The organism is Chitinophaga sp., assembly GCF_035761305.1.
GTDB lineage: Bacteria > Bacteroidota > Bacteroidia > Chitinophagales > Chitinophagaceae > Chitinophaga.
Map to the genome: position 1 here is coordinate 1 of NZ_DASTRI010000217.1, position 23,764 is coordinate 23,764.

Genomic DNA, 23,764 nt, shown 5'->3' on the forward strand with positions numbered 1-23,764 from the left:
GTTTGTATTTTCATCCCGTAATAATTATAATGCGTAATTTTCCACTAATTTAAGCAACCGGTGCAAAAGAAAACAGGCGCCGGCGCATGATTTTACCGCAATACGCATGAGCACCGATCCATACGATGTTTTAAAACAGCACCTGCAATCCAGGGTGCCTTTAACGGATGATGAATGCACCACCCTGCTTTCCGTGTTCAGGCTAAAGAAAGTAAAGCGCAGGCAGTTCATTATTCAGCCGGAGTATGTGGCCAAGTACCGCAGCTACGTGGTAAAGGGCGCGCTGCGCGCTTATGTGGTGAATGAGGAGGGAGAAGACCATACCATACAGTTTGCCGTGGAAGACTGGTGGATCTCCGACTACAATAGCTATATATACCAGCAGCCGGCCACTATGTTTGTAACGGCTATTGAAGACAGCACTATTTTACAGATAGATTTTGAGAGCGAAAGCCGGATGAAAGCAGCCAGCCATAAATTTGAAACCCTTTTCAGGATAATGGCCGAACGGGCAGCGGCTTTCCAGCAGCGCCGGATCATCTCTTCCCTTACCCAATCGGCCAAGGAACGGTATAATGAATTTGCGGCGCGCTACCCCAACGTGGTGAACCGCCTGCCACAGTATGCCCTGGCCTCTTACCTGGGCATGACCACCGCCTTTCTTTCCAAAATACGTAATAATAAAGTGTAGTAAAAAGATGAACTGGTTCAACCATTTTTTGTAAACTGGTTCATTTTTCAGGCGGATGACGTGCCGCAACTTTGTGGTATAAAAAAACACAAAGTATATGTCAGCAAAATTGAAGAACAAAGTAGCCGTAGTAACAGGCGGCAGCAGCGGCATTGGGTTAGCCATGGCAAAATTGTTTGCAGCAGAAGGCGCCAGGGTGGCCATTACCGGCCGTAACCAGGCCAACCTGCAGGCCGCAGCAGCTGCCATTGGCGATCAGGCTATTGGCATACCCGGCGATGTGGCGAGCCTTCCTGACCTGGACCGCTTATATACTACCGTGCAGGAGCAACTGGGCAGGATTGATATACTGGTAGTCAATGCAGCCGTTTATGTTTTAGGCCCTTTAACAGGTTTTACGGAAGCGATGTTTGATAAGGTAAGCGACATTAATTTCAAAGGCGCTTTCTTCACCGTACAAAAGGCGCTGCCTTACCTGAACAACGGCGCGTCTGTTATACTCATCTCCTCTACCGTAAATGAAAAAGGCGTGCCTAACCATGCAGCCTATGCGGCTTCCAAGGCAGCAGTGCGCTCGCTGGCCCGCAGCTTTTCAGCAGAGCTGCTCGACAGGAAGATACGTGTAAACGCCCTTACCCCCGGCCCGGTAGATACCCCTGTTTTTGAAACAGTAGCGGGCAGCAGGGAGGAAGCCAAAGCCATGGCCGGCAACATGGCCGCATTTACACCGGCCAAAAGAATTGCCGATGCCAGTGAAATAGCCGCGGCAGCGCTTTACCTGGCCAGCGACGAATCGGCGTATATGATTGGCGCAGAGCTGCTGGTAGACGGAGGGTTGCGTTCCCTGTAAGCACATATTGTGTTCACCATCTTAACGCGGCGCCGTTCTCCGGCAATGCTGCGGGCGTACGTTACAATACTATCAACATGCTGCAAAAAAGGCCGCCCTTTTAAGGAGCGGCCTTTCATATGCCCTTGCCGTTGTTGCATACGCCAGTACTTTTTCAAAAATCCACCGGCTCCATTTTAGGCGTTAACAGGTGAATGAGCAGCCATGCCAGCAGGAATGAAAGACTGCAGAAAATAAAGATGATGTTGTACCCGGCGGTAATATTATGCAGGGCCTTGTAATGGTCCAGCACAGCGCCTATGCCAATAGGGAAAAGCACGCCGCCCACAGCGCCCGCCATGCCGCCGATGCCCACCACCGAACTTACGGCTTTACCGGGCAGCATATCAGATACAATGGTATAGATGTTTGCGCTCCATGCCGCATTGCCTGCAATGGAAAGGCTGATAAGGCCCACTACCACCCAAATATCCTGTGTGTAGCGCGATGCAAAAATAGGCAGCACTGTAAGCGCAGATACCAGCAGCGCACATTTGCGCGCTTTATACACGGCCCATCCTTTTTTTATAAGCGTGGAGGAAAGGTACCCGCCTCCCAATGCGCCTAATGTGGCAGCGGTGTAAATAATGATCAGCGGGGGCGTTGGCTTTTTCAGATCCAGGTGAAAGGCGCTGGAAAAATAAGAAGGCAGCCAGTACATGAAAAAGTACCAGATAGGATCTGTAAAGAACTTACCGATGATAAAGGCCCACGTTTGCTTTAAGCCAAACAGCTTAAACCAGGAAACAGCAGGCTGCCCTGCTGCTTCGGGCTGTCCGGCGTCGCTTTTAATGTAAGCCAGCTCCATGGCCGACAGCTTTTTATGCTTATGCGGCACATTGTACATATACAGCCAGGCAACCAGCCACAGGATACCAAGTCCGCCGGTGATCATAAAAGCTGCCTGCCAGCCGTAAATACCCAGCAGCCATGGTATTACCACGGGCGCCAGCACGGCGCCGATATTGGCGCCGGAGTCAAAGAAGCCGGTAGCCAGCGCCCGTTCTTTTTTAGGGAACCATTCAACAACGGTTTTAATGGCGGAAGGAAAGTTGCCGGACTCGCCCAGCCCCAGGGTGGCCCTTACGATGCCAAAACCCAGGGTGGTTCTTACCACGGCATGCAGCATAGCGGCAATGCTCCATATAGCTATGGAAACAGTATATCCAAGCTTGCTCCCCAGCTTATCGATAATGCGGCCAAACAGCAGCAATCCCAGGGCATATGCGGCGGTAAAGGCCATTACAATGTGGCTGTAGTCGGTTTCCGTCCAGCTGAACTGTTTTTCCAGTATAGGTTTCAGGTAGCCTACCACCTGCCTGTCGAGATAATTGATGGTAGTAGCAAAAAACAACAGGCTGCAAATGGCCCACCGGTAATGTCCTGGTTTGTTGGTCATGGAACGTTATTTAGCTTGTTTTATTCCTGCATGGCTGTAACCCAGCAGGAACAGGTATGCCGGTATTAATATACAGTAAGCGTATTGATTGTGGATGGCTGTTGCAAGCCAGCCATACAGCAATGGCATGAGCGCGCCGCCGGCAATGCCCATAATAAGCACTGCGGAGCCGCGGGCCAGGGCCTTGCCTTCGAGCCCCTTCAGCGCCTGCGGCCATATGGCGGGCCACAGCATGGCATTGGCCAGTCCCAGCAGCGCTACACAGCTGATGGAGGCCTTTGCCGGTAGCAGTATAACCGCTGCCGTTAGTATCAACCCCAGCCAGGCCGAAGCATAAAAAGCTTTCTGCTGTGATACATAGCGCGGTATGGCCCATACGCCGGCCACATATCCTACCATCATGCAAAACAGCGCATAGGAGGTAAAGTTTTTGGCAACATCCAGGTCAATACCGTGGTACAAACCGTAGTTGCCGATGGTGTCGCCGGCCAGCACCTCTGCGCCTACTGCAAAAAAGATGGCGGTAAAACCCGGCAGAAAGCGCGCACCGCCGGTAGCGGGCGCTGTATCTCCTGCAGCAGGCGCAGCGGGCTTAATATCCGGCAAACGGGCAAAACGCAGCAGCACAGCTACCAGCACCAGTATGGCTGTTAGCACGCAATAAGGCAGTATTACATCATGTGCCAGCTCATCCAGCCGCAGCTTTCTTTGCATGGCTGTCATTTGCGCCAGTTGGCTGGTAAGACCACCGGAATTTTTCAGTATGATGCTGCCCATTATCAACGGGGCCAGTATGCCGGCCACCTTATTGCAGATGCCCATGATGCTGATACGGCGCGCGGCGCTATTGGCTGGCCCCAGTAAGGTAACATAAGGGTTAACGGCGGTTTGCAGCAGGGTTAGCCCGCCGCCGGTAAGGAAAAGGCCCGACAGGAAAAGGCCGTAGCTACGGGTAAGCGCGGCCGGTATGAACAGCGCGCAGCCCCCGGCCATTATATACAGGCCAGCGCTCATGCCCAGGATCATACCGGTTCTTTGCAGCAGGCGGCTGGCCGGCATGGCCATTATCGTATAGGAAATGTAAAAGGCGAAAGTAACCAGGTAGGCCTGCCACTCCTGCAGCTCACAGGCTATTTTCAGGTAAGGAATAAGGGTGCCGTTTATCCAGCTGATAAAGCCGAAAATGAAAAAGAAAATGCCGATGATTGTTATTGCCATACTGCCGGTTTATAAATTGTTTAATGCGGCCTGCACGCTGCCATGCTCCAGCAGCAGCGCCCGGGCCTTTTCATAATCGCTGATACCGGCTGCTTCCATCAGCATGCGAACGCCGCGGTCCGTAAGCTTGCGGTTAGTGATCTGCATGTACACCATGCGGTTATCATACACACGGCCCAGGCGTATCATCAGCGCGGTGGAAATCATGTTCAGGATCATTTTCTGGGCAGTGCCGCTTTTCATGCGGGTGCTGCCGGTAATAAATTCCGGCCCGGTGATCACTTCTATGGGATAATCTGCATGGGCTGCTACCGGTGACCCGGGATTGCACACAATACAGCCGGTGGCAATGTTATGCTTACGGCATTCGCGCAGGGCGCCAACAACATACGGCGTAGTGCCGCTGGCTGCAATGCCTGTCACAAAATCGCCGGGCTGCACATGGTATTGCTGCAGGTCGTGCCAGCCGGTTTCATAGCTGTCTTCCGCATCCTCTATCCCAAAGCGCAGCGCGGCGTCGCCCCCGGCCATCAGCCCGTTAACGATACCGGCATCTACGCCATAGGTAGGCGGGCATTCGCTGGCGTCCAGCACGCCCAGGCGCCCGCTGGTGCCGGCGCCCAGATAAAACAGGCGGCCGCCTGCCGCCAGCAGCGGCGATGCCGCTTCAATAAGCGCGGTTACGGCCGGCAGCACGGCTTTTACCGCCGGCGCTACCTTGTGGTCTTCTTCGTTAATATGCTGTACAATTTCTGCGGCAGACATCTGCTCTATATGCCGGTAAGGCGAAGGTGCTTCGGTGATCCTGCTTTCCGGTGTTTGTTGCGGTGTGGTTTGCATTACTGGAACGGGTTAAGGTTATAGCGGCTGTTCAACAATGAGCGCATGTAGCAGTTTATTTCCCACTGGTCTGCTACCGGCTGCCGGGTATAAGGCAGCAGGGGCATGTAGGGTGGCGGCCCAAATTCAGACGTTACCGTTAATTGCTGCGCGCCGGCCCGCTTATTTACCCGGTACACCTCATCCCAGCAGGTCAGGTGCAGGTGCAAAGCATCCTGCCATTCAGGCGCGCGCGGGTCGCTTACCTGCGGCCCCTGTGTATGCCCTACCCTGGCATGGATATGACGGGTGCGTGTAACCGCCAGCGATACGGCAGCCAGCTGCTCCTCCAAAAGGCTTTCCGCCACCGCTACCCAGTGCGAAAGGTCCAGCGTAAGGTGCAGCCCGCGCACCTCCTGCAGGTAAGCAGCAGTAATGTGGGCTGCAAAGCTGAATTTACCGCGGTGCGTTTCGTGGTACACCGGTATGCCTGTGGCTGCGGATATAGCATCTGCGGCTGCTATCAGCTGCAGGTTCTGCTCCATGGTAAAAAAGTCGCGGCCGGTTTGTGCGTTTATGCACAGCGGTGATACAGCGGCCATGCGTTTCAGCCTTTCCGTATATGCCGCCAGGTGCGCATCAAAGTCGGGCGTTACGGTTTCCCAGTGCTGGGCTATAAGCAGCAGCCCGCTGGCGGCCAGGGCTTCCAGCATTACATTCCGTTCCTGTTCGTTTGCCGGCACATCTGTTTCCACGCCATCATACCCGGCCGCTTTTACCTGTTGGGCAAATGCAGGCCAGGGCACATGGGCCATTCCCCAGCGGGGACAAAAAAATAATACTTTCATTAAAACCGTTTAACCATTCCTGTTAGTTTGTTTATTCAACGGCTGCTGCGGGATCAAACAGCAGCGGGTAAAACTGCCCTTCCATTTTATGCCCTTTGGGTATGCCGGGTGTATTCGGCAGCAGCTCATTGTCTGAGTTAGACAGTGTGCCTTCTGCAAACACGTTCAGCACAAAGGCCCGCCGGGAGCGTTCCGACCGGTTTTCGTAAGAACCGTGCACCAGCAGCGGGTGGTGAAAAGCAGCATAGCCTTTTTTGAGCTCAATGGGTACAGGTTTAAACCCTGCTTTCTGTTCCGGTGTAAGGTAATCCAGCACGCCTTCCATATCGCCCGCCAGTTCGGGCTTATCCAGCAGCCCCCAGTGCTGGCTGTATGGCACATAATACAGGCACCCGTTTTCCGTGGTGGCGTCGTCCAGCCCTACCCAACAGGTAAGGTGCTGCAGCGGCGCGGTACGGGTCCAGTAGGAATAATCCTGGTGCCAGGCTACCACACCACCATGCCGGGCGGGTTTGCAAAACAGCTGATCGTGCCAGAAGCGGACCGCCTTGTTGCCTAACAGTTGGCTGGCAGCCATTACAAAGGCGGGGTTCCACAAAATATCATGAAACCCTTTGGTAATACGCCAGGCGCCCAATGCGTGAAACAGCACCGTATTAATATCGGCCGACTCATTTGATGCAAACTGGTAAAAAAGCGGGTTGCCGGGATGCGCCGGATCGGTGATCTCCGCCAGCTCTTCATTCAGGCGGTCAACCTGCCACTCCTCCAGCAGCTTTATACCGCTTACAAATCCATATTCATTAAAATGCGCCACCTGTTCACCGGAAAGGCGGTACTGCTCCCATTCGGCCGCATTGCGGGGCCATTTGAAAAAGTCGCCTACCAGCTGGTGGTGCGCTGACAGGTCTTCAACTACTAACTGTTTCATATGAATGGTTTTTTAAGGTTCCTGCTGTCAATCATCTTCCGGCGCTATCCTTTGCGCGCTTTCCCGGTCCAGGAACAGCACCGCGTTAGGATGCGTTCTGAGTATGGTGGACGGGTGCTGCTCTGTTATCTCATCCTGCAGGGTGTGCTGCACCGCTGCCGCCTTGGCGGCGCCGGGCACCATGCAAAAAATATAGCGCGCTTTCAGCAAAGCCGGTATGGTAAGGGTAAACGCATCTACCGGCACCTGGGCTGTATTTTCAAAACAGCCTTCATTTACCTGCTGCTGCTTACAGGCTTCGTCCAGGTCTACTATTTTTACCAGCCTGGCATCGTTAAAATCCGCTACATGCGGATCGTTAAAGGCCAGGTGGCTGTTCTCTCCTATGCCCATGCATGTTATATCTACCGGGTATTTGCGCAGCAGCTGGGCATACCGTTCACACTCCGCCGCCCTGTCTGCAGCCTGCCCGTTAATATAGTACACCTGCCCGAAAGGCACCTTCCCAAATATCCGTTCTTTCAGGAATACGCCAAACAGGCGGCTGTCGTTTTCCGGCAAGGTAGTGTATTCATCCATGTGAAAAGCCTGTATGCGCTGCCAGTTTACATCCTGCTGCACCAGCGCTTCCAGGAACTCGTTCTGTGAGGCGGCAGCGGCAAAAATGATGTTCACTATCTCCTGCTCCTGCAGCAGCTCCCGGATGCGGGCAGCCGCCATTACGGCTGCTGCCCTTCCCAGGGTTGTCCTATCCTTGTAAATCTGTACTTTTAACTGCTCTGCTAATAACTCTGTCATTGCTGTATATTGTATTGTTTTGTCTTAATGGTATTATAGCCTGAATTTTACCCCTGCGCGTCCCCAGTAGGAATAGAACTGTTTTTCGTATATGCGTGACTTTTGCCCGAAGTAGGCCCGCTGCGGCGCATTGGTGAGGTTTTGCGCTTCAACATATATGGTAAACCATTTATTCAGCTGGTAAGAGGCATTGGCGTCTATCTGCGTGCGGGCGTCGCGGATCACATCTGTTTCCGCATCTTCGCCCAGGCTTACTATGTAGGAGCCGTTATAGTTAAGGTTGCCCTGTATGGTAAAGCCTTTCAGGGAATAAGCCAGGGAGGCGTTGGCGGTGTGCGTAGCCTGGCCGGGCAGGCGCAGGTCCTTACGGAACTGGGCGTCGGCATTGGAGTGGCTGTAGGTATAGTTGGCAAATACTGTAAACCCTTTCAGGAAGCCGGGCAGGAAAGTGAGGTTGGCCTGCGCATTCAGCTCCAGCCCGTACACGTTGGCGGTATTGCCGTTCAGTATCTGGTAGTAGCGCCAGTTGGCATACTGGTCGGCGCCGTCAAACTCATTACCTGTTAGCGTGGTTACGCTGTTATACTGGAACTTGTCTATCTTCTTATAAAACACGCCTGCTGACAGTATGCCCAGGTTGGACAGGTATTTTTCGGCCATCAGGTCAAGATTGGTGGAGAAGGCGGGCTTCAGCTCGGGGTTGCCGTCTGTGATGGTTTCGCTCAGTATGTTCACGATGCGGCCAGGCACCAGGTCCACAAAGTTCGGACGCGAATAACCGAATGTTAAGCCGCCGCGGATAAGGGATGATTTGGTAAGATCATACTTGGCCTGTATGTTGGGCAAAAAGCGGGTATAGCTGTTCTTCTTTTCTGTAAGCGAAGTGGATTTCCACAGCTCATCCTCATCCTGGGTAATAATATTGCCCTTATAGTCAACGGATGTTCTTTCCACGCGCAAACCGCCCAGCAGCATTAACCGGTTGAACTGTATGCGGTTCATAAGATAGCCGGCAGTAACGGTTTCCACGGCGTCATAATAATAGGCATCCTGGCTGATACGGGTACCGGAAGCATCCTGTGTAAAAATGCCGTTATCCAGGCCCTCATTCTCATCGAAGAAATTAATGGTCTTATCCCGGTCTACCCCAAGGCCAAAATTCATGTTGCCATCCAGCAGGTGATCATCTACCTGGCTAAGCCCCGAGAAATTAGCCAGGTTGCCCGCGGCCTTGTCACCGGAGAAATTGCTTACAATAGTATTGGGCAGTTTGTAACGCTGGTTGTGCATGCGTTTTATTTTTACGCCTGCTTTGAACATGGCGGCGTTGTTGCCTATCTTATAAGGGATTTGCGCATTCAGCTTGGCAACAAAGTTGTTGCCTTCGGTATTCCAGTAATCCCTTTCAACCGTGTTGTAGGTGAACAGCGATGCGTCGTTGCGCCAGTCGGTACCGGTGGCCATCAGGTAATCGCTGGAAATATCGCGGATGGTAAGCGGGATATTGCCGGTGATGAAATTAAAGGTATTGGCCCTGTTCTTATACTTCGAGTTGCTGTAAAACACGCCTGCATCCAGCTTTACGCGGCCTATCTGTGTTTCGCCCTGCAGGTTGTAGTTGATGTTCATGTTGTCTTCCGTACCGGCCTTTACCTCATTGTAGGAACGGCCTTTGGTGGTAATGTACTCGCCGTCATCATCCACCGTGGTGTTCTTGAGCTGCATGCGCGTACGTTTGCGGTAACGGGTAAGCTCATTATCACGGTCGCTGTACATAATGTTGGCCACAATGCTGGTTACCGGGCTGAAATTATAATCAATGGTAGCGGATGCGCCTTTGCGGGTACGCTGGTTTTCCACGTACAGGTAACGCACATCCGTAGGGAAGTAAATAGCGCCTTTGCCGTCTTCAAAATCATTCTGCTGCCATACCTGCGCATTCACTTCATCATAGCCGTTGGTAGTACGGTAATAGCTGCCGGTGAGTATTACGCCCAAACGCCCGTTAGGGTTGGACGCATCCTGGAAGAAGCGTTTGCCTACGGACAGGTTGCCGATGCCGTTGGATTTTTTCCGCAGGCCATTATATCCCAAACCGGCATCCAGCGCCAGCTTGGTATGCATGGAGGTGGCGGTGGGCGATTTCATGTTAATGGCGCCGGCAATGGCGTCGCCGTCCAGGTCGGGCGTAAGGGTTTTCACTACTTCCATGGAGGATAATACGTTTACAGGTATAAGGTCGAGCGTGGCGTTGCGTTCGCCGTTCTCGCCGGTGCCCATGATCTGTTCGCCATTTACATTGATGTTGGTAAAGTTGCCGGGAGTGCCTCTCAACTGCACGGTAGAGCCTTCGCCGCTGCTGTTGCGGCCAATGGTAACGCCGGGAAGGCGCTGCATAGACTCTGCTACGTTCAGATCGGGAAAGCGGCCCATTACATCGGCAGATACCACCTGTTTGATGTTATCGGCATTCCTTTGCTGGTTCAGGGCTTTCTGCTGTCCTTCCAGTACGCTTGATACGGTTACTGTAGACAGGTCCCTGGCATTGGACGACATTTTCAGGTCTTTTACCGTGGTTTTGCCGCCGGTTACTTCTACTGCTACTTCCTGTGACTTGTAGCCCATGTAGTTAATAACCAGCGTATAGCTGCCGGCCTTTACGCCCTGCAGCTCAAAGTTGCCGGATGTGCTGGTAGCTGCGCCCCGGTTAGTGCCTTTTATCTGTACAGAAGCGCCGGGCAACGCATTCCCTTCGGTATCGGTGATCTGGCCTTTGATATTGCCAAGCGTTTGCTGCGCTGATGCGTTGTTCACGCCGCAAACCAGCAGCGCCAGTAAAAATACCGGCAACAGCATGTGATGAATACGTTGTTTCATTTCGCAGAATTTTTTGATTGATAAATGAGTGGTGGTTTTGTTACTTATACTTAAAATGCAGGTAATCTGTAAGGAACCTTACAGCAAAGGAGGTTCCTATGTCCCGGTTGGTAAGCCATATTTTCCCTTTCTTGGACCGTGTGCGGGTTTCCAGCACCGCGCCCCGCAGGTTGGGGTCCGGGTGGTCCTGCGCATAACGGTTAAGGATAAGCCATTGCGCTGATTTTTCAATGTTCTTATCAAACTCCTTATACCCGTTCTCGGACAATGCTATCCATACAATGCCCGCCAGCGCGGCCGCAGAGCCGGTAGCAGAGCCTTTGTCCGGCGCGCGCCCGTTGGTATAGTTATCGTACCAGATGGTGCCGTCTTTCTTTTGCGCTTTTGCAAACGTGCGCGCGGTACGGGCAGCGCCTTCCAGGTACTTTTTATCGTGCGTAAGCTTGTAAGCTTCTATAAGCGACTCTGCATACCATAATGAAAAACGCGGATGAAATGAATGCTCTTCCGCAGAATTGGGCATAAACCGCATCCACACGCCTTCAGGCCCCTGCAGCTTCAGCAGGCTGTTGCACAGGTTAATGAAGGCATTGCGGAAAGCGGTGTCCCCCGAAAATTCATAAGCGTCTTTAAATAACGAACCTTCTGTATTGGGTCTTGACACATCATACAGCTCCTGGTCTTTCATGGCCTTTTGTTTCCAGAAAGGGCTGTACTCCTTCAGCACTTCGCCTGTTTTTATATTCAGGTTATCGTAGCAAACGCCTTTATCCCGGTCGTACATGTTAGCCATCATCCATTTGGCGGCATTGGTGGCTACCTGCGCGTACCTGGGATCTTTGGTTACTCTCGACAGCTCATAAATACCCGGCGTACCGTCTGATACCGTAGCAAACACCACAAAGTCGGGGCCCAGCACATCACCATGCACTGCCTTTACCATGCCCTTCATCTTAGGATCGTCTTTTATTTCCAGGCTTATCCAGTAGTTGCCTCCTTTTTTGGCGGCATCCAGGTAAGCGGGATTGTTGGTAACCTTATAGGCCTCCAGCAGCGCGTACACGGCCTGTCCCGTATGCCAGGGTACTTCGTAAGGGTACCACTTGCCTTCGGTAAGGTTATAATCGCAGCGCGACTTCCCCTCTTCATCCAGCAGCACATTGGACACATAGCCTGCGGTTTCATTAATAGCAGTAATAATTTCCGCTTTCTTTAATTGCGCGCCGGCTTGTTGTGTACCCAGTAATGTACCGGCTGTAAAAGCAGTAAATACCGTTTTATTAATCCACTTCATATTTGGTGCTTTTAGCATTCAGTTGGTATTTATGTTTATGATTGGTGACGGTTATATCATCCTGCAGGCGAAAGGTAAAATGCCAGGGAGCCTGCGGGGCGTTCACTGTTTTTATAAGCACTTGGTTTACGCCTGCTTTCAGCGGCAGGGCAATACGCTGTTCCCCCTGCCTGCTGTTTGCGGCACTGGTGCAAAGTACACCGTTGCAGTACAGCACTGTATTGGTGGCGGCATCCAAGAAAGCGTTCACCATGGCGGCGCTGTCTGTTTTTACCTGGCAATAGGCATAGGTTATGGCAGCGCCGCCTTTATAGTGATATTTTTCATCCAGGTCTATAATGCCGCCATTGTCAGAAGGAAACTTCTGCCAGCGGTAAATTTTGTTTTGGTAGTGTATGAAATCGCCGGGCGACGGCGGTACGTTATCTTCCTTTTGCGGCGCATACAAAAAGCCCGGTATATCACCGTAGTTTTTTACCGGTAACGGGCCGCACAGCATCCAGTTCTTAAAATAGCTGCGGTCTGTAACCATAATGTTCAGGCGTGTTGCGGTAACGGGCGGCAGCTTATGCTGCGCTGCGGCCTGCCGCAGCTGGTGCTCCAGCTGTGCCAGGGCAACGCATTTTTCCTGGTAGGGCTGCAGCACCACGTTTAGCCAGTAAGGCTGGTTTTCCTGCAGCCATGCTTTTTTAAACCACGCAGCAGCGGCCTGGTAACGCATGTTCAGGGCATGCAGCGTATCGGCACAGGCCAGTATTTGCGCAATAGCCTGCTGCGTACCGGACGGCATTAGCGCAGCCGCATCAGCATATTGTTTTACCATGCCGGCTATCAGCAGGCGGGTGTTGAGCATCAGCTTATACTGGCGTATGGCAAACTGCAGCGCGGCTATATCTTCCGCATAGCTGCGCGGCCTTGCTGCGGCAATGTCATCCGCAGCCTGCTCAACCAGGGCCAGGGCTTCAATGGCTGATGTATTGTTCAGGATCAGCTTTTTACCACTGTCCGGTAATATCCGCTGGTGCCATAGCTGGTCGTTCAGGTTATAAGTAAGCGGCAATGCGCGCAGCTGCATCAGTGCGTTCAGGGCTTTTACATAACGGCCGTTGCCGGTTTGATAGGCGCAGGTTTCATAACGCTGGTCAAAGGTGCCATCAGGCGCAGTGGCCAGGTTCCAGCTTTTTTCGGCGGCAGTATATACGCCGTACCAGTCTGCATCAAAAAGGTAGGCGCCACCATCGTCCCAGATAGTGGTGAAAGCGCCGGTAGCGCCGTCTGCCTTACCCTGCCTAAAAAAGCCATTGATATTGGCTTTGGCCATGGCCATATCCGGGAACATGCGGTATGAGTTGAGAATGCCGCCGCATACCATAAACTGCAGCCCGCGTTTGGCAAAGGGTTTTATCCAGGCGTCGTAATCCGGCTGGTCGCCGTACTCCCAGGTCAGGTAAATCACATCCTTTGGCAGCATATCCAGCACGGCTTCATGCTGCAGCGCAATATCGCCCCACATCATCATTTGCTTGCCGTGCTGCTTTACCACATTGTATAAGAAGTTTAAATGATCTGCATAAAACTTAGCCACACCCACACTATCCACATAGTTTTTAGAGCGGCCTTTTCCCAGGCCGAATGTTTCATCGCAGTTCACATTGAACCAAGGCGCGCTAAAGGCGCCGCACAGCTCTCCTATCACATCTGCCAGGAACTTCCGTGCCTTAGGGTCCAGCGGCGATATAAGGCTGCTGCTTTCTCCCATGGAACGGTATTGCGGCAATGCCAGTATTTTTTCAAAATGCCCGAACGACTGGAAGCTGCCAATAAGCTGCATATGATAGGTGGCGGCATAAGCGCTCAGCTCCCGTATCTGTGCAATGGTAAGCTTTCCATCGCGCGGCGCAAAGTCGGGATGCGAAAGCGGCTGCACCACATGCTCTATATAAAAGGAGAGATAGTTGATCTTCAGCTCCGCCATTCTTGTAATCTGCTCTTTGATATATGCGACTGTAGATATAGGACCGCGGCTGATGTCGTCAAATATTACGCGGCAACTGTATGCAGGCCAGTCAACAATGTTAATATCAGTATGCCAGCTATTGCGGGTAAGCTGCTTTAGCGTTTGCAAACCGTAGAACAAGCCGGTTTCTGTATTTGCGGCAATAAATCGTTCCTTGTTATTTACCACCAGCACATAACCTTCCTGCCCGATGCTGTCGATGCTGCTGCCTGCATATTGTTTTACCAGGGCAGCTGCCGGTTTGTTCTTCCCTAACAGTATGAACGTAACAACCGCTGCCGGTTGTGCGCCGGTTTTAACACTGGCGGTAAATAGCCGCCAGTGTGCGGCCAGGCGGGCCTGCATTTGGTAATCCGGTCCTTTGCTTTGCCACTGCAGCTGCATGGGAAATGTTACGGCTTCCTGCCCGGTGCTTACCTGCCGCGGGTAAGGCATTACAGGTAATACGGCGGCGACGGCGTACGCTATATGCAATAGCATAGCCATTAATAGAAATATCTTTCTATAAACAGTCATCATCTATGTCCTAAAAAAATTTACTTCGCTGACTTAGGTATCTGGTTCCTTTTCCGGTAAATAAATAAAAAATGTCCCCCCAATCTATTGGAATACTCCGGATCAAAAAAAGAGAAAAACTTCCTTTAAAACTCTCTCACTCTAATATAAAACAATTTTTCGGTAACGTACCCGGAAATTATTAAAAATTATAAAAGATTATTCTTTCGTGTTATTTCCTGCCTGAAAATATATGCCTGTTGTGTTATTCAGCTGTGTAATTTCCTGTTGCCGGCAAGCCGCTGACACCTTCACGAAATGCCTGCCAGCAGGAAATTTTACGGGTATTACCACTTTCTTTATGCGCGGCTGCAGATCATTGGGCGCTTCCAGCAACGGCGCAGTTATACTATCTTTCAATACGCCGCCGTTCTGCAGCTGCACGTTAAGATATACATTCACATTTTTTGCTGCTGTATTACCGATGTTATGAAGGCTTACCCGTACCACGTAGCTATCAGCTTTTTCACCTGCCTGTATAGCAATATCTTTTGCCGTAAGCGCTACATCCGGCAGCTGCTGCGGTATGCTGTGATATGCGCGCAGCTGTTTTACTGCAATTAAAACTGTTTGCCGGGCAGGCAACGTGAGTACGATGTCCTTTACACGTTCGGTAACAGTAATGGTATCTGTTGTTAATACGGTATGTATGCTGTCATCATCTTGTTTATTAAGCCCTGTGCTTACCTGGTATATGCCGGGCTCCAGCTGCCAAGCACGCATTTGCACGTTGCGCTGCTGCCCGAAATTGTACAGGGTGGCCTGCAATGCATGGTGATTGCCGCCGCGCACCAGTACCGCCACTTCCCTGCCGGTATTTTTCCAGGAGGCCAGTAACGACGGGTATTCATACCCTGCGCCAAAGTGGCCCATGTACATGCCGGCCAATAAGCTGTTGCCAGGTATGTACACACGGTCAGTAAACTTTACTTCGCTGGTAAGCAGCGGGAAATTGTAGCGGAGCCCATTGAGCATTTGCTGCAATCCCTGCTCCAGTATTCGATTGTCATGCGATAACGTGTACCGGTTATACGCTTGTCCGTATTTTTCTACCAGGGCATCATACCGGCTGCTGTTGCTTAATTGCTTTGCCATGGCAAACAGCTTACCCATGGGGTTAACGCCGCTTGCATGGTCCGAGCCGCCGCTGCGCAGCTGCTGCTGCACCCAGGCAAGGGAACCTGGTACTGCTGCGGCCTGCTGCTGCAAGGGCTGCTGCATAAGCGATGCATTGAAATTAACTGTTTGCAGGTAAAGCGGGTTTTGCGTAAGCGCGTACATGCCCGTTAACAGGTATTGCAGCTCATTCACGTGCCCCAGGTGATCCCAGTTGTAATATGTGTAAGTAAGCTGCGGATCATACCAGTGTGCGGCATGGCCGCCAATGCTGTCACCGTCAAAGGCCACCGCCGACGGGAGCACTCCCGCCGGCTTGCCATTGGCGGCCCTGTTGGCATCGGCTATCCATGCCTGTCCCCATTCCCCTAGTAAATGCAGTAATTCAGGGTTACGGCTATACCAGGCTGCCCATAAGCCGGGCAGCAGCGCCCTTGCATTCATGGCTACATCCACATTATAGGGCCGGTATGCCGATACGGCTGTTGCAGATAAGTAGTAAGAACGGAAATGCCGGTGCCCAAGCGTGGTAATGCCGGTCCATACATCGCGGAAATTTTGCATGCTGGTCAAACATCTTTCCACATACTCAGGGTTGCCATATTGCAGCAGGAACATGCCGGGATGCGTGTCCCTGAACAGCTCTGCGGCATGCTCCACATCATCTATCCTTTTTGAAAAGCCGCGTTCCAGCTGGCCGCTGTTCCACACCCCGTTTGCCAGGCGGGTATAGCCTACGCGGGCCAGGCTGTCATCGGCGCCCAGCACTACAGGCAGCCACCAGCGCAGCATTTCCACATCATCCCCGTATTTTCCGCCCAGCTCACCATCGGGCGCCTGTTTTACGGTTACCCACCAGTGCACCACCTTCAGCAAACGGCCTAATACCTCCCGCTGGTACACTGCCCATAACGGCGCATTGGGCGGGGCGGCCGCAAAGGTGCAGGTATCTGCCACCTGCTGCCCCAGGTACATTTTAAGCAGGCTGTTACCCGGGTATTTGTGCTGCAGCTGTTCAAACAGCTGCCGGGCCATCGCCTGCTGCCAGGCGTTATCATCCTCCTGGTCCAGCCAGTAATAGGTGCGCGCCAGCAGGTAGCATGCACGGTCGTACAGCGGATCACCCGGATCGGCTATTACCTGCTCCAGCAGGTCGGCAGCCGCATACATGCGGTATATAAGGCTAAGGCCTGTTTGCTTTACCGCCCATGACCAGCCGCCGCCATCAAAATAATAGCAGGCCAGCAGGTACTTGCGCACCATACCGATTTGGTTGCGCAATGCTATGTTGCCGCTGTCTTTTTCCAGCTGCCGCATGGCTTGCTGCAGCCAGCTTTTTACAGCGGCGGTATCTTCTTCGAGCGGTGTAGCCGTATCTATATCACGACTACGGGTATACGGATGAAATTCCAGGGCGTATAATCCAACAGGTGTGCCCTGCCCTGTTATGCTTACAATTACCTTTCCTCCATGCACCGTTATTTTCCTCCGCAACGTGCGGTAAGGCAGCCGGTAAAACGGTGTGCGGATGGTGTCTGGCAAAGACGTATGATCCACCGCTAGGGTCATTGCCAGGTCTACGGAGTCTTTACAGCCCAGGCTTGCGGTCATAAAATAATCGCCGTTGGGCAGGTTTACCTGGTACACCATACTATCCTTTGCCCACACCCCGCTTTGGAATGCGGGATTGTACAGCTTATGGTTAACCGTATCAAAAGCACCGGCAGGCGCGTGCAGCCAGCCATAGCCTGCTGCCGCACTGTAACGCATAAACGGTGTTACGCGCGTATAGCCCTGTGCTGCGGCATGCTGCGCGCTGCCCATATCAAACAGGCAGCCGGTCTGCCGGCGGCCGCAGGCGCAAAGCAGTAAGGTGCTTACCAGGTATAAGAAAATGTACCGCAATTGTTATTATTATCTGGTTTGTTGCTGCAGTGCTGCTATTGCAGCTCCTGCGGCGATCACGGCGCCCAGGCCCCGCGGATCATTATCTATTGTTTTCCGTTGCAGGTAAAAAGCCTCATTGCTGCCTATTTCCGTGCCCTGGCAAATGCCGTGCACCACGCCGCTGCCGTCTATTTTACGGGCAACGGCTTCCCATGCCTTGAGTGCAGGCGCTTTATAACGCTGCGGCAGCCAGCCTTGCTGTACGCCCGTAGCCATGGCATAGGCGAATATGGCCGTGCAGGAGGTTTCCTCATAGCTGTTTTCCCGGTTCAGCAGCTGACGCCACATACCGTTGGGCGACTGGCATGACAACAGGGCCGCCATGTGCTTTTGAAACGCCCGCAGTATTTCTTTACGGGCAGGATGGCGTGCGGGCATGTTTTGCAGCAGCACCGCCGTAGCCCATGCCACCCAGCCGTTGGCGCGCCCCCAGTAAGCAACAGACTGCTGTTGGGTGGTGCTGAACCAACCGTGCTTGTATAAGCCGGTTTGCGGGTCCAGCAGGTATTTGCGGAACTGCAATACCTGGCGTACCGCATCATCCAGGTACAATTGGCGGCCCGTGGCTTTTGCCATGGTAACCAGGAAAGGAACGCTCATAAAAAGATCATCTGCCCACACAGTAAACGCCACTGGCTCCGGGCGGCAAAAAGTGCCGTCGGCCAACCGTACTTGCGTTTCCGTTATATATTGCAGCAGCGGCCCAAGCAGCCGGTTATACAAGGCCGTATCTTTTTGCTGCAGGTACAGGGCGGCAAAAGGCAGGGCCGCTGCACCGGCATCATCCAGCATGGTGCGCCGGAACACGCGGTGGTAGCTGCCCCTCCAGGCATACAGCGAGTCGTATTGAAACTGAAGATTGGAATAGTTATCCAGCAAAAACCGGGTGTACTTTTTTACAAATGCGCCGTAGCTGCTGTCGCCCGTAGCCTGCTGTAAGGCCAGCAGGCTCCATACGGCCGTGCCGTGCGAATAATGCCAGTTGGCATAAGACTCCCGCTGGTACGCAGCCTGGCTGTCAATAGCCAACCCGGGCAGCCAGCGTTGCGGCGCTGTTTGCCAGTATTGATATGCTGCTCCCGGTCCGGGCGCAGCAGGCAATGCTTTTAGCGCGCCTGGCATAAACGGCCCTGCATACCACCATTGCTTTACAAGCGGGTGGCTGGTAAAGCTTACGGCTGTTTCCTCATCACCGGCCGGCGTTACAGCGCGCAGAAAAACAACCGGCACCACCGGAGCGGCTGTATAACTGATCAATATCTCATTATTCCCTTTGTGCAGCGATGCCGTGAAATAATTGCTGAAAGTAAAACGGTTATAGGCTATTTCCCGGAGGTTAGCAACCTTGGCAATCCCCTGCCGGTAAACCGGCTGCCGGTTTATATACACCTGTACCGGGGCGGCTGTGGTAATGCCAAAACGTATAATCGTATCTGTTAGCACGGCAGCATAACGCAGCGCATACGCCTGCTGCTGTTGTGGTATGTTCAGAAAGCGGAAACCGATCACCTGCATACCCAGCACTTCTTTTTGCGGCGTCCAGCGCCACTCGAAACGGGTATCATTCATGAGCCGGTTGGCCACCTTACAGGCAGCGGCCAGGGCGGGCGGCTGCTGTGCCGCCGCCATGCGGAACAACAGCATGAACATGCACAGGCAGCCGCCGGCATATCCTATTTTACTGTGCCGTTGCATCTGCTTTGATGTTAGCTGAAGCATCATCCTGCAGCAGGCGGCGCTTCACCGGGTAAGCGTTTCGGCTGTTGGTAATAACGCCGTTGTTACTGTTGCTGATGTACATTGCGGCCGGCGTGGCGGCAGATGTTTGTATATCCAGCCCGTTCAGCGTAAACTGCGTGGTATTGTGCACTACTATGCCGGGCCGGGTTTCTGCCGCAGGTGAGCGCAACGTAATATCAGACAGCCGTACATCTTTTACATACCGGATAAAAAAGCCGTATGCCGGGAGGCTGCCGAACATGGTAGCTTCCGGGTATTCGGTTTCCTTTTCCACTACAGGCGCGTGCAGGCTTACGTTGGCCGCCGCTTTTGTTTCAATATAAATATGCTCCAGTGAAACATTCTCAAGCGGCGCTTTTGCTATACCGCTGATAGAGCAGCCGGTTTCATCTGCGCCTGTAGCTGTAATGTCCGACAGGTGAATGTTGCGCGCACGGCCGGGCGGCGGGGCCGGCGCGCCCTGCATGTAAGGCCGCGCCCTGTTGCCCAGGCGTATAAACAGCGGTACCTGCGGCCCGTTTATTACAATATTGTTAATGGTAATATTCTCCATAATGCCGCCGTCTACCATCTCCAGGGAAATGCCGCTGTTCCCGGCCGGCTTGCCATAAATAGTGGTAAGCTGCGCGGAAGGCTTTATTACGCAGTTACTTACCACAATGTTCCTGAACCCGCCGGTAGACTCGGTTCCAAGCTTCAGGGCATTACAGTGGCTGCTGATAATGCAATCGCTGATAGTAACGTTTTCGGTTATACGCGGTGAGGTGCTTTTAACGGTAATACCATCATCGTCAGAGTCGCCGGTAATGCCGGAGATATGTACATTGCGGCAGCCGTCAATATCCATCATGTCGTTGTTCTTATTGGAATGGTTCCAGATATGCAGTCCTTCTATCCACACGAATTCGCAGCCCAGGTAATGCTGCATCCAGAAGGCGGAATTGCGCAGCGTTACATTGCGCACCTTTACATTTTTACAGTTTACGAACCACAATAAATAAGGGCGGTTGCGGTAACGGTCCGGCTTTTTACTGGTAGTTATTACAAATGCCGCGCCCTGCCCGTCAATGGTGCCGCTGCCTTCAATGCCAACATTCTGCTGATCTTTACAGAACACCAGGCTTTGCCTGGCCCATTCATCCCCGTAAAAACGGATGCCGGCATCCTGGTAGGGATATTGTTTGGTATCAGTATGGCCTAAAATGGTGGCGCCTGCAGCTATGTGCAGGGTAACATTACTCTTCAGGTAAATAGTAGCGCTTAAATACTTGCCTGCGGGAAAATACACTTTGCCGCCGGTAACGGCGCAGGCATCTATTGCTTTTTGTATGGCTTTGGTGTTATCTGTTGTACTGTCGCCTACTGCGCCATAACGGGTTACATCATACCACTGCGCTTTTACAGCGGCTGTATAGCCCATTAACAGGCAGCAAAGGCACAGGACGCGGAACAGTTTTCCGGTAACGGGAATTAATTGCATTCGTTTTTCACATTTACAGATAAAAAGATCTTACACCGAAAATAGGTAAATTTTCGGGTACGTACCCGTTTTTAATCATTTTTTTTGTCCGCCTGTGTATTTAACACCTGCAGGCTGTAGGTAACGCTGGCAGTAATGGCCTGCGGACCAGGCGTTATTTCCAGCTCCAGGGGCCATGCTTTCAGCGCAGGATAAGGCGTCCAGTAACGGGCGGCCTCCTTCCCTGCTACCCAGCGCCCATGGCCCTGCAGTATTTTCAGCGCCCACTGCTTTTCTCCCGCGCGGATCAATATGGTATGATCGTCCTGCTGTTTGAACGTCATTCCTGCATATTGTACCAATGGTTCTATTACATGCACCACGGGCCACGCATCGTGAAAGGTAACTGTAACCGTTTTTTGCAGGGCGCTGTCGGTAAACAGGTAATCGAGGCGGTACCCTACGCCGCCGGTAAGCCAGTATTTGTCTTTCAGCTCACCGCTTACGGTTACTGCATAGCGGCCAGGCCCCTTTTCTGCGGCCGACAGGCGGCCGTCGAACTCAAAAAGGTTCGTAAAATAACCGGTGCTGTCTGTGTATTCGATCCTGGGCGTAAGCGGCAGCACACCCGGCGCTTCGGGAAAGCTCATAGGCTCCGGGCGGGTATATATGGTAGGACTGGATGCGCTCATAAAACCGTGGCCTGCTGCCCACAGGTGGCTGATAGCGCCGCCATCGGGCCGGAACATGTATTTACCTTTGGCCCCCGCAGGATCTTTATAGCGGTAGGCGGTAATAGTGGCCATGAACTGTTGCGTGCGTACCAGCGCCAGGTCCAGCGTGGGAAATACTTTCATCCAGCTGCTGCTGTCGGCCGGTATGGGTGCGGCAGAACGCGTATCTTTTGTTTCCAGCGCATATGCGAGGGCCAGGTTTTTGGCTTTTGCAAAAGTGGGATAAATACAGGGCGGCGTATCAAACAACACTGCATGCTGCGGGCCATAGCCCACCAAACCACCGGTAATATTAGTCCGCAGGAAGTGCAGGTTCCGCAGGCCGGCGGTTACATAGCGCGGATCTTCATCTGCATACAGGCTGAATAACACCTGGCAGCCATCGGAAGTGGCGCTGCCGTAACCCGTCCATTTATTGGAGCGGATGCCCCATGAGCCATCCAGTGAACCATCGGGATAAATAAAGTATAAGTGATTTTGCAGCGCTTTTTTCACAAAGGCATTTACCAGCGTATCTGCTGTGAGGCGGGCATACAGGCCCAGGCCCCATAAAGACATTTCCATGTCATAGCCCAGGTCTACACCCATTTTATTACCGTGGCTGCGGCCGCCTTCCCCGTTCAGGAAACCATCTTCGTCCATTTTGGCAATGGTTCTGCGCGCCAGCTGCCGGGCTTTTTGCGTATAGGCAGGCCGGTGCAGCAGCTGCCCTGCTTTGGCCAGGGTAGCAGTGGTAGTGGCTACGTAATTGATGCTGGCAAACTCCGGTGTCATTACCTGGTACAGGTATGCCGCAGCTTTATCCATTGCGGTACGCCATTGCTGCTGCTGTACTGCGCTTAATTGCGGCTGCAGCTTTTCATATGACAACAGCAGCATTAGCAGTTGGTCGGTAGTGGTGCCGGTCCATTCTTCCGGCGTTTCTTTCCAGCTGCCGTTTGCCTGCTGCTGGCGGAACAGCCAGTCCGCGGCCCGCTGTGCCGCCTTGGCATAGCGCAGGTTACCCGTAATTGCAGCAGCTACCGTAAAAGGATATACGGCTTCCGCCGCACGGGTATGCCATACATTACAATGCGCGCACCAGATGCCGCCGGCATCAGCGCCTGCGCCGTCCGGCGCCTGCCTGGCCAGCAACGCATCTGTTAAAGCCAGCAGCGTGGCGGCATATTCTTTTTTAGGTGACAGCTCCTGCGCATGTGCGGGAAAAGACAGGAAAAGCAAACCTGCCAGTATGGGACATATAAAAAGGCGCATCGTGCAGCAGCCTGCGGTAACGAACATAAGCCTTACTGTTTTTATAAATCGCGCCCTTGTCATATGCCCGCTGCCGTTAGCACCTAGTTGCGGTAAAAGCGGTAGTTCTCACGGGTAATAATGTCAATAGGCATCAGGTAATTCTTTTCAATGGCATTGGAATACACCAGGTGCTGAAAAAGCGTCATAATACCGCGATAGCCTTGCTCCTGCGGCTTTTCGCAGATCAGGAAATCTATATTTCCGGCTTTGAGATGCTGCACATTATCGGTTGTAAAATCATAGCCTACCAGGATAATGTCTTTACGGCCCGCTGCCTCCAGGTAGCGCGCTACCAGCGATACGCGGGAGTTGGTAACAAAAATAGCGCCGATGCCCGGCTCCTGCCTGATCAGCTTTGCCAGCTTACGCGACGCCACGGCATACTCTGTTTGCTTTGAGTCGAGCGTGAGCAGTCCGTTGGGCAAGCCGTGATCTTTGAAATAAGCCCGGAAACCTTCTTCCTTGCGCAGGATGGCGTAGTTGTTGTCTATTTCCCGTGCAATTTTGGCAATTACTACTTTTTTATCGCCGGTAACACAGTAATTTATCAGCTGGGCGGCCAGGTAGCCGCTGTGAAATATCTCGGGCCCTATGTAGCACATGGCGTCATAGCCGGGAATATCAGTATTGATCAGCACATAAGGTATACCCTCCCTGCGGCTGTGCTCCATCAGCTGCAGCGCAGGATCGGGGAAGGTAGGCGTAAGCAGTATGCCCTGCGGCCTGGCCTTTATAATTTTCTTTACCTGCTTTTCAAATGTGCTTTCATCATTCTGGTCAAAATAAAAGTAGGTAACGTTTACGCCATACTGCCTGATTTCGCCGGCTGCTTTATTAATACCGTCTTTGGGCGCCTGCCAGAACTCGGTTTCCGGCGATATAACCGGCAGCAATACCGCCAGGTTAATGGTGCCGCGGGCAGCCAGCGCCAGGCGCTGGGCCAGCACATTGGGCTGATAGCCCAGCTTATCTATAATGGCCTGTATCTTCGCCTTTGTTTTTTCAGAAACCCCTTCCCTGTTGTGGATCACGCGGTCTACCGTGGCAATAGATACCTGTGCAAGCCTGGCTATCTCTTTTACACCGGCAGCAGCTTTGGCGTTATTTTTCTTCATAAAGCTTATACGTATGTAACA

16 protein-coding genes are annotated in these 23,764 nt (G+C 52.7%); 2 read left to right on the top strand and 14 right to left on the bottom strand.

The window, feature by feature from the left end; all coding sequences use genetic code 11:
• Positions 1-106 precede the first annotated feature (106 nt).
• Both VFS25_RS18155 and VFS25_RS18160 read left to right on the top strand, forming a co-directional pair.
• Positions 107-691: a Crp/Fnr family transcriptional regulator gene (locus tag VFS25_RS18155; RefSeq protein ID WP_326463587.1), complete on the top strand. Its 585-nt coding sequence runs from the start codon at positions 107-109 to the stop codon at positions 689-691.
• 97 nt (positions 692-788) lie between these two features.
• On the top strand, positions 789-1,541 hold the full coding sequence (locus tag VFS25_RS18160; RefSeq protein WP_326463588.1) for an SDR family oxidoreductase: 753 nt from the start codon (positions 789-791) through the stop codon (positions 1,539-1,541).
• A 154-nt stretch (positions 1,542-1,695) separates the two neighbouring features.
• Here the strand turns inward: VFS25_RS18160 and VFS25_RS18165 are convergent, their stop codons facing one another.
• From VFS25_RS18165 to VFS25_RS18230, 14 genes are all read right to left on the bottom strand, one after another.
• Positions 1,696-2,979, bottom strand: coding sequence for an MFS transporter (locus VFS25_RS18165; protein ID WP_326463589.1), 1,284 nt, complete (start codon positions 2,977-2,979; stop codon positions 1,696-1,698).
• 6 nt (positions 2,980-2,985) lie between these two features.
• On the bottom strand, positions 2,986-4,197 hold the full coding sequence (locus tag VFS25_RS18170; protein WP_326463590.1) for a sugar MFS transporter: 1,212 nt from the start codon (positions 4,195-4,197) through the stop codon (positions 2,986-2,988).
• 9 nt (positions 4,198-4,206) lie between these two features.
• On the bottom strand, positions 4,207-5,037 hold the full coding sequence (gene murQ, locus VFS25_RS18175; RefSeq protein ID WP_326463591.1) for an N-acetylmuramic acid 6-phosphate etherase: 831 nt from the start codon (positions 5,035-5,037) through the stop codon (positions 4,207-4,209).
• Positions 5,037-5,864 carry a sugar phosphate isomerase/epimerase gene (locus tag VFS25_RS18180; RefSeq protein WP_326463592.1) on the bottom strand — a complete coding sequence of 276 codons (828 nt, stop codon included), beginning with the start codon at positions 5,862-5,864 and terminating at the stop codon, positions 5,037-5,039. Before VFS25_RS18180 ends, murQ begins: the two co-directional genes overlap by 1 nt.
• Before the next feature lie 31 nt (positions 5,865-5,895).
• Positions 5,896-6,795, bottom strand: coding sequence for a phytanoyl-CoA dioxygenase family protein (locus VFS25_RS18185; RefSeq protein ID WP_326463593.1), 900 nt, complete (start codon positions 6,793-6,795; stop codon positions 5,896-5,898).
• Positions 6,796-6,822: 27 nt separating this feature from the next.
• Positions 6,823-7,593 carry a glucosamine-6-phosphate deaminase gene (locus tag VFS25_RS18190; protein ID WP_326463594.1) on the bottom strand — a complete coding sequence of 257 codons (771 nt, stop codon included), beginning with the start codon at positions 7,591-7,593 and terminating at the stop codon, positions 6,823-6,825.
• A gap of 33 nt (positions 7,594-7,626) precedes the next feature.
• Entirely contained in the window at positions 7,627-10,470 is a 2,844-nt protein-coding gene (locus VFS25_RS18195) for a TonB-dependent receptor (RefSeq protein WP_326463595.1), read from the bottom strand.
• Positions 10,471-10,510: 40 nt separating this feature from the next.
• On the bottom strand, positions 10,511-11,764 hold the full coding sequence (locus VFS25_RS18200; RefSeq protein WP_326463596.1) for a glycoside hydrolase family 88 protein: 1,254 nt from the start codon (positions 11,762-11,764) through the stop codon (positions 10,511-10,513).
• Positions 11,751-14,261 carry a glycoside hydrolase family 20 zincin-like fold domain-containing protein gene (locus tag VFS25_RS18205; RefSeq protein ID WP_326463597.1) on the bottom strand — a complete coding sequence of 837 codons (2,511 nt, stop codon included), beginning with the start codon at positions 14,259-14,261 and terminating at the stop codon, positions 11,751-11,753. The genes VFS25_RS18200 and VFS25_RS18205 overlap by 14 nt, the downstream gene beginning before the upstream one ends.
• Before the next feature lie 234 nt (positions 14,262-14,495).
• Positions 14,496-17,357 (bottom strand): hypothetical protein, encoded by a 2,862-nt coding sequence (locus VFS25_RS18210; RefSeq protein ID WP_326463598.1) that lies wholly within the window; start codon positions 17,355-17,357, stop codon positions 14,496-14,498.
• Between the two features lie 9 nt (positions 17,358-17,366).
• Positions 17,367-19,094 (bottom strand): glycoside hydrolase family 88/105 protein, encoded by a 1,728-nt coding sequence (locus VFS25_RS18215; protein ID WP_326463599.1) that lies wholly within the window; start codon positions 19,092-19,094, stop codon positions 17,367-17,369.
• Entirely contained in the window at positions 19,078-20,619 is a 1,542-nt protein-coding gene (locus VFS25_RS18220; RefSeq protein WP_326463600.1) for a glycoside hydrolase family 28 protein, read from the bottom strand. The genes VFS25_RS18215 and VFS25_RS18220 overlap by 17 nt, the downstream gene beginning before the upstream one ends.
• Before the next feature lie 71 nt (positions 20,620-20,690).
• Positions 20,691-22,613 (bottom strand): hypothetical protein, encoded by a 1,923-nt coding sequence (locus VFS25_RS18225; protein ID WP_326463601.1) that lies wholly within the window; start codon positions 22,611-22,613, stop codon positions 20,691-20,693.
• A gap of 56 nt (positions 22,614-22,669) precedes the next feature.
• Positions 22,670-23,743, bottom strand: a complete 1,074-nt coding sequence (locus tag VFS25_RS18230) for a LacI family DNA-binding transcriptional regulator (protein ID WP_326463602.1) — start codon at positions 23,741-23,743, stop codon at positions 22,670-22,672.
• Positions 23,744-23,764 lie beyond the last annotated feature (21 nt).

Bases quoted from the DNA above. Each gene is read 5' to 3' on its own strand.
- VFS25_RS18155 (WP_326463587.1), top strand. From the start codon at position 107: ATGAGCACCGATCCATACGATGTTTTAAAACAGCACCTGCAATCCAGG.
- VFS25_RS18160 (WP_326463588.1), top strand. From the start codon at position 789: ATGTCAGCAAAATTGAAGAACAAAGTAGCCGTAGTAACAGGCGGCAGC.
- VFS25_RS18165 (WP_326463589.1), bottom strand. From the start codon at position 2,979: ATGACCAACAAACCAGGACATTACCGGTGGGCCATTTGCAGCCTGTTG.
- VFS25_RS18170 (WP_326463590.1), bottom strand. From the start codon at position 4,197: ATGGCAATAACAATCATCGGCATTTTCTTTTTCATTTTCGGCTTTATC.
- murQ (WP_326463591.1), bottom strand. From the start codon at position 5,037: ATGCAAACCACACCGCAACAAACACCGGAAAGCAGGATCACCGAAGCA.
- VFS25_RS18180 (WP_326463592.1), bottom strand. From the start codon at position 5,864: ATGAAAGTATTATTTTTTTGTCCCCGCTGGGGAATGGCCCATGTGCCC.
- VFS25_RS18185 (WP_326463593.1), bottom strand. From the start codon at position 6,795: ATGAAACAGTTAGTAGTTGAAGACCTGTCAGCGCACCACCAGCTGGTA.
- VFS25_RS18190 (WP_326463594.1), bottom strand. From the start codon at position 7,593: ATGACAGAGTTATTAGCAGAGCAGTTAAAAGTACAGATTTACAAGGAT.
- VFS25_RS18195 (WP_326463595.1), bottom strand. From the start codon at position 10,470: ATGAAACAACGTATTCATCACATGCTGTTGCCGGTATTTTTACTGGCG.
- VFS25_RS18200 (WP_326463596.1), bottom strand. From the start codon at position 11,764: ATGAAGTGGATTAATAAAACGGTATTTACTGCTTTTACAGCCGGTACA.
- VFS25_RS18205 (WP_326463597.1), bottom strand. From the start codon at position 14,261: ATGCTATTGCATATAGCGTACGCCGTCGCCGCCGTATTACCTGTAATG.
- VFS25_RS18215 (WP_326463599.1), bottom strand. From the start codon at position 19,094: ATGCAACGGCACAGTAAAATAGGATATGCCGGCGGCTGCCTGTGCATG.
- VFS25_RS18220 (WP_326463600.1), bottom strand. From the start codon at position 20,619: ATGCAATTAATTCCCGTTACCGGAAAACTGTTCCGCGTCCTGTGCCTT.
- VFS25_RS18225 (WP_326463601.1), bottom strand. From the start codon at position 22,613: ATGTTCGTTACCGCAGGCTGCTGCACGATGCGCCTTTTTATATGTCCC.
- VFS25_RS18230 (WP_326463602.1), bottom strand. From the start codon at position 23,743: ATGAAGAAAAATAACGCCAAAGCTGCTGCCGGTGTAAAAGAGATAGCC.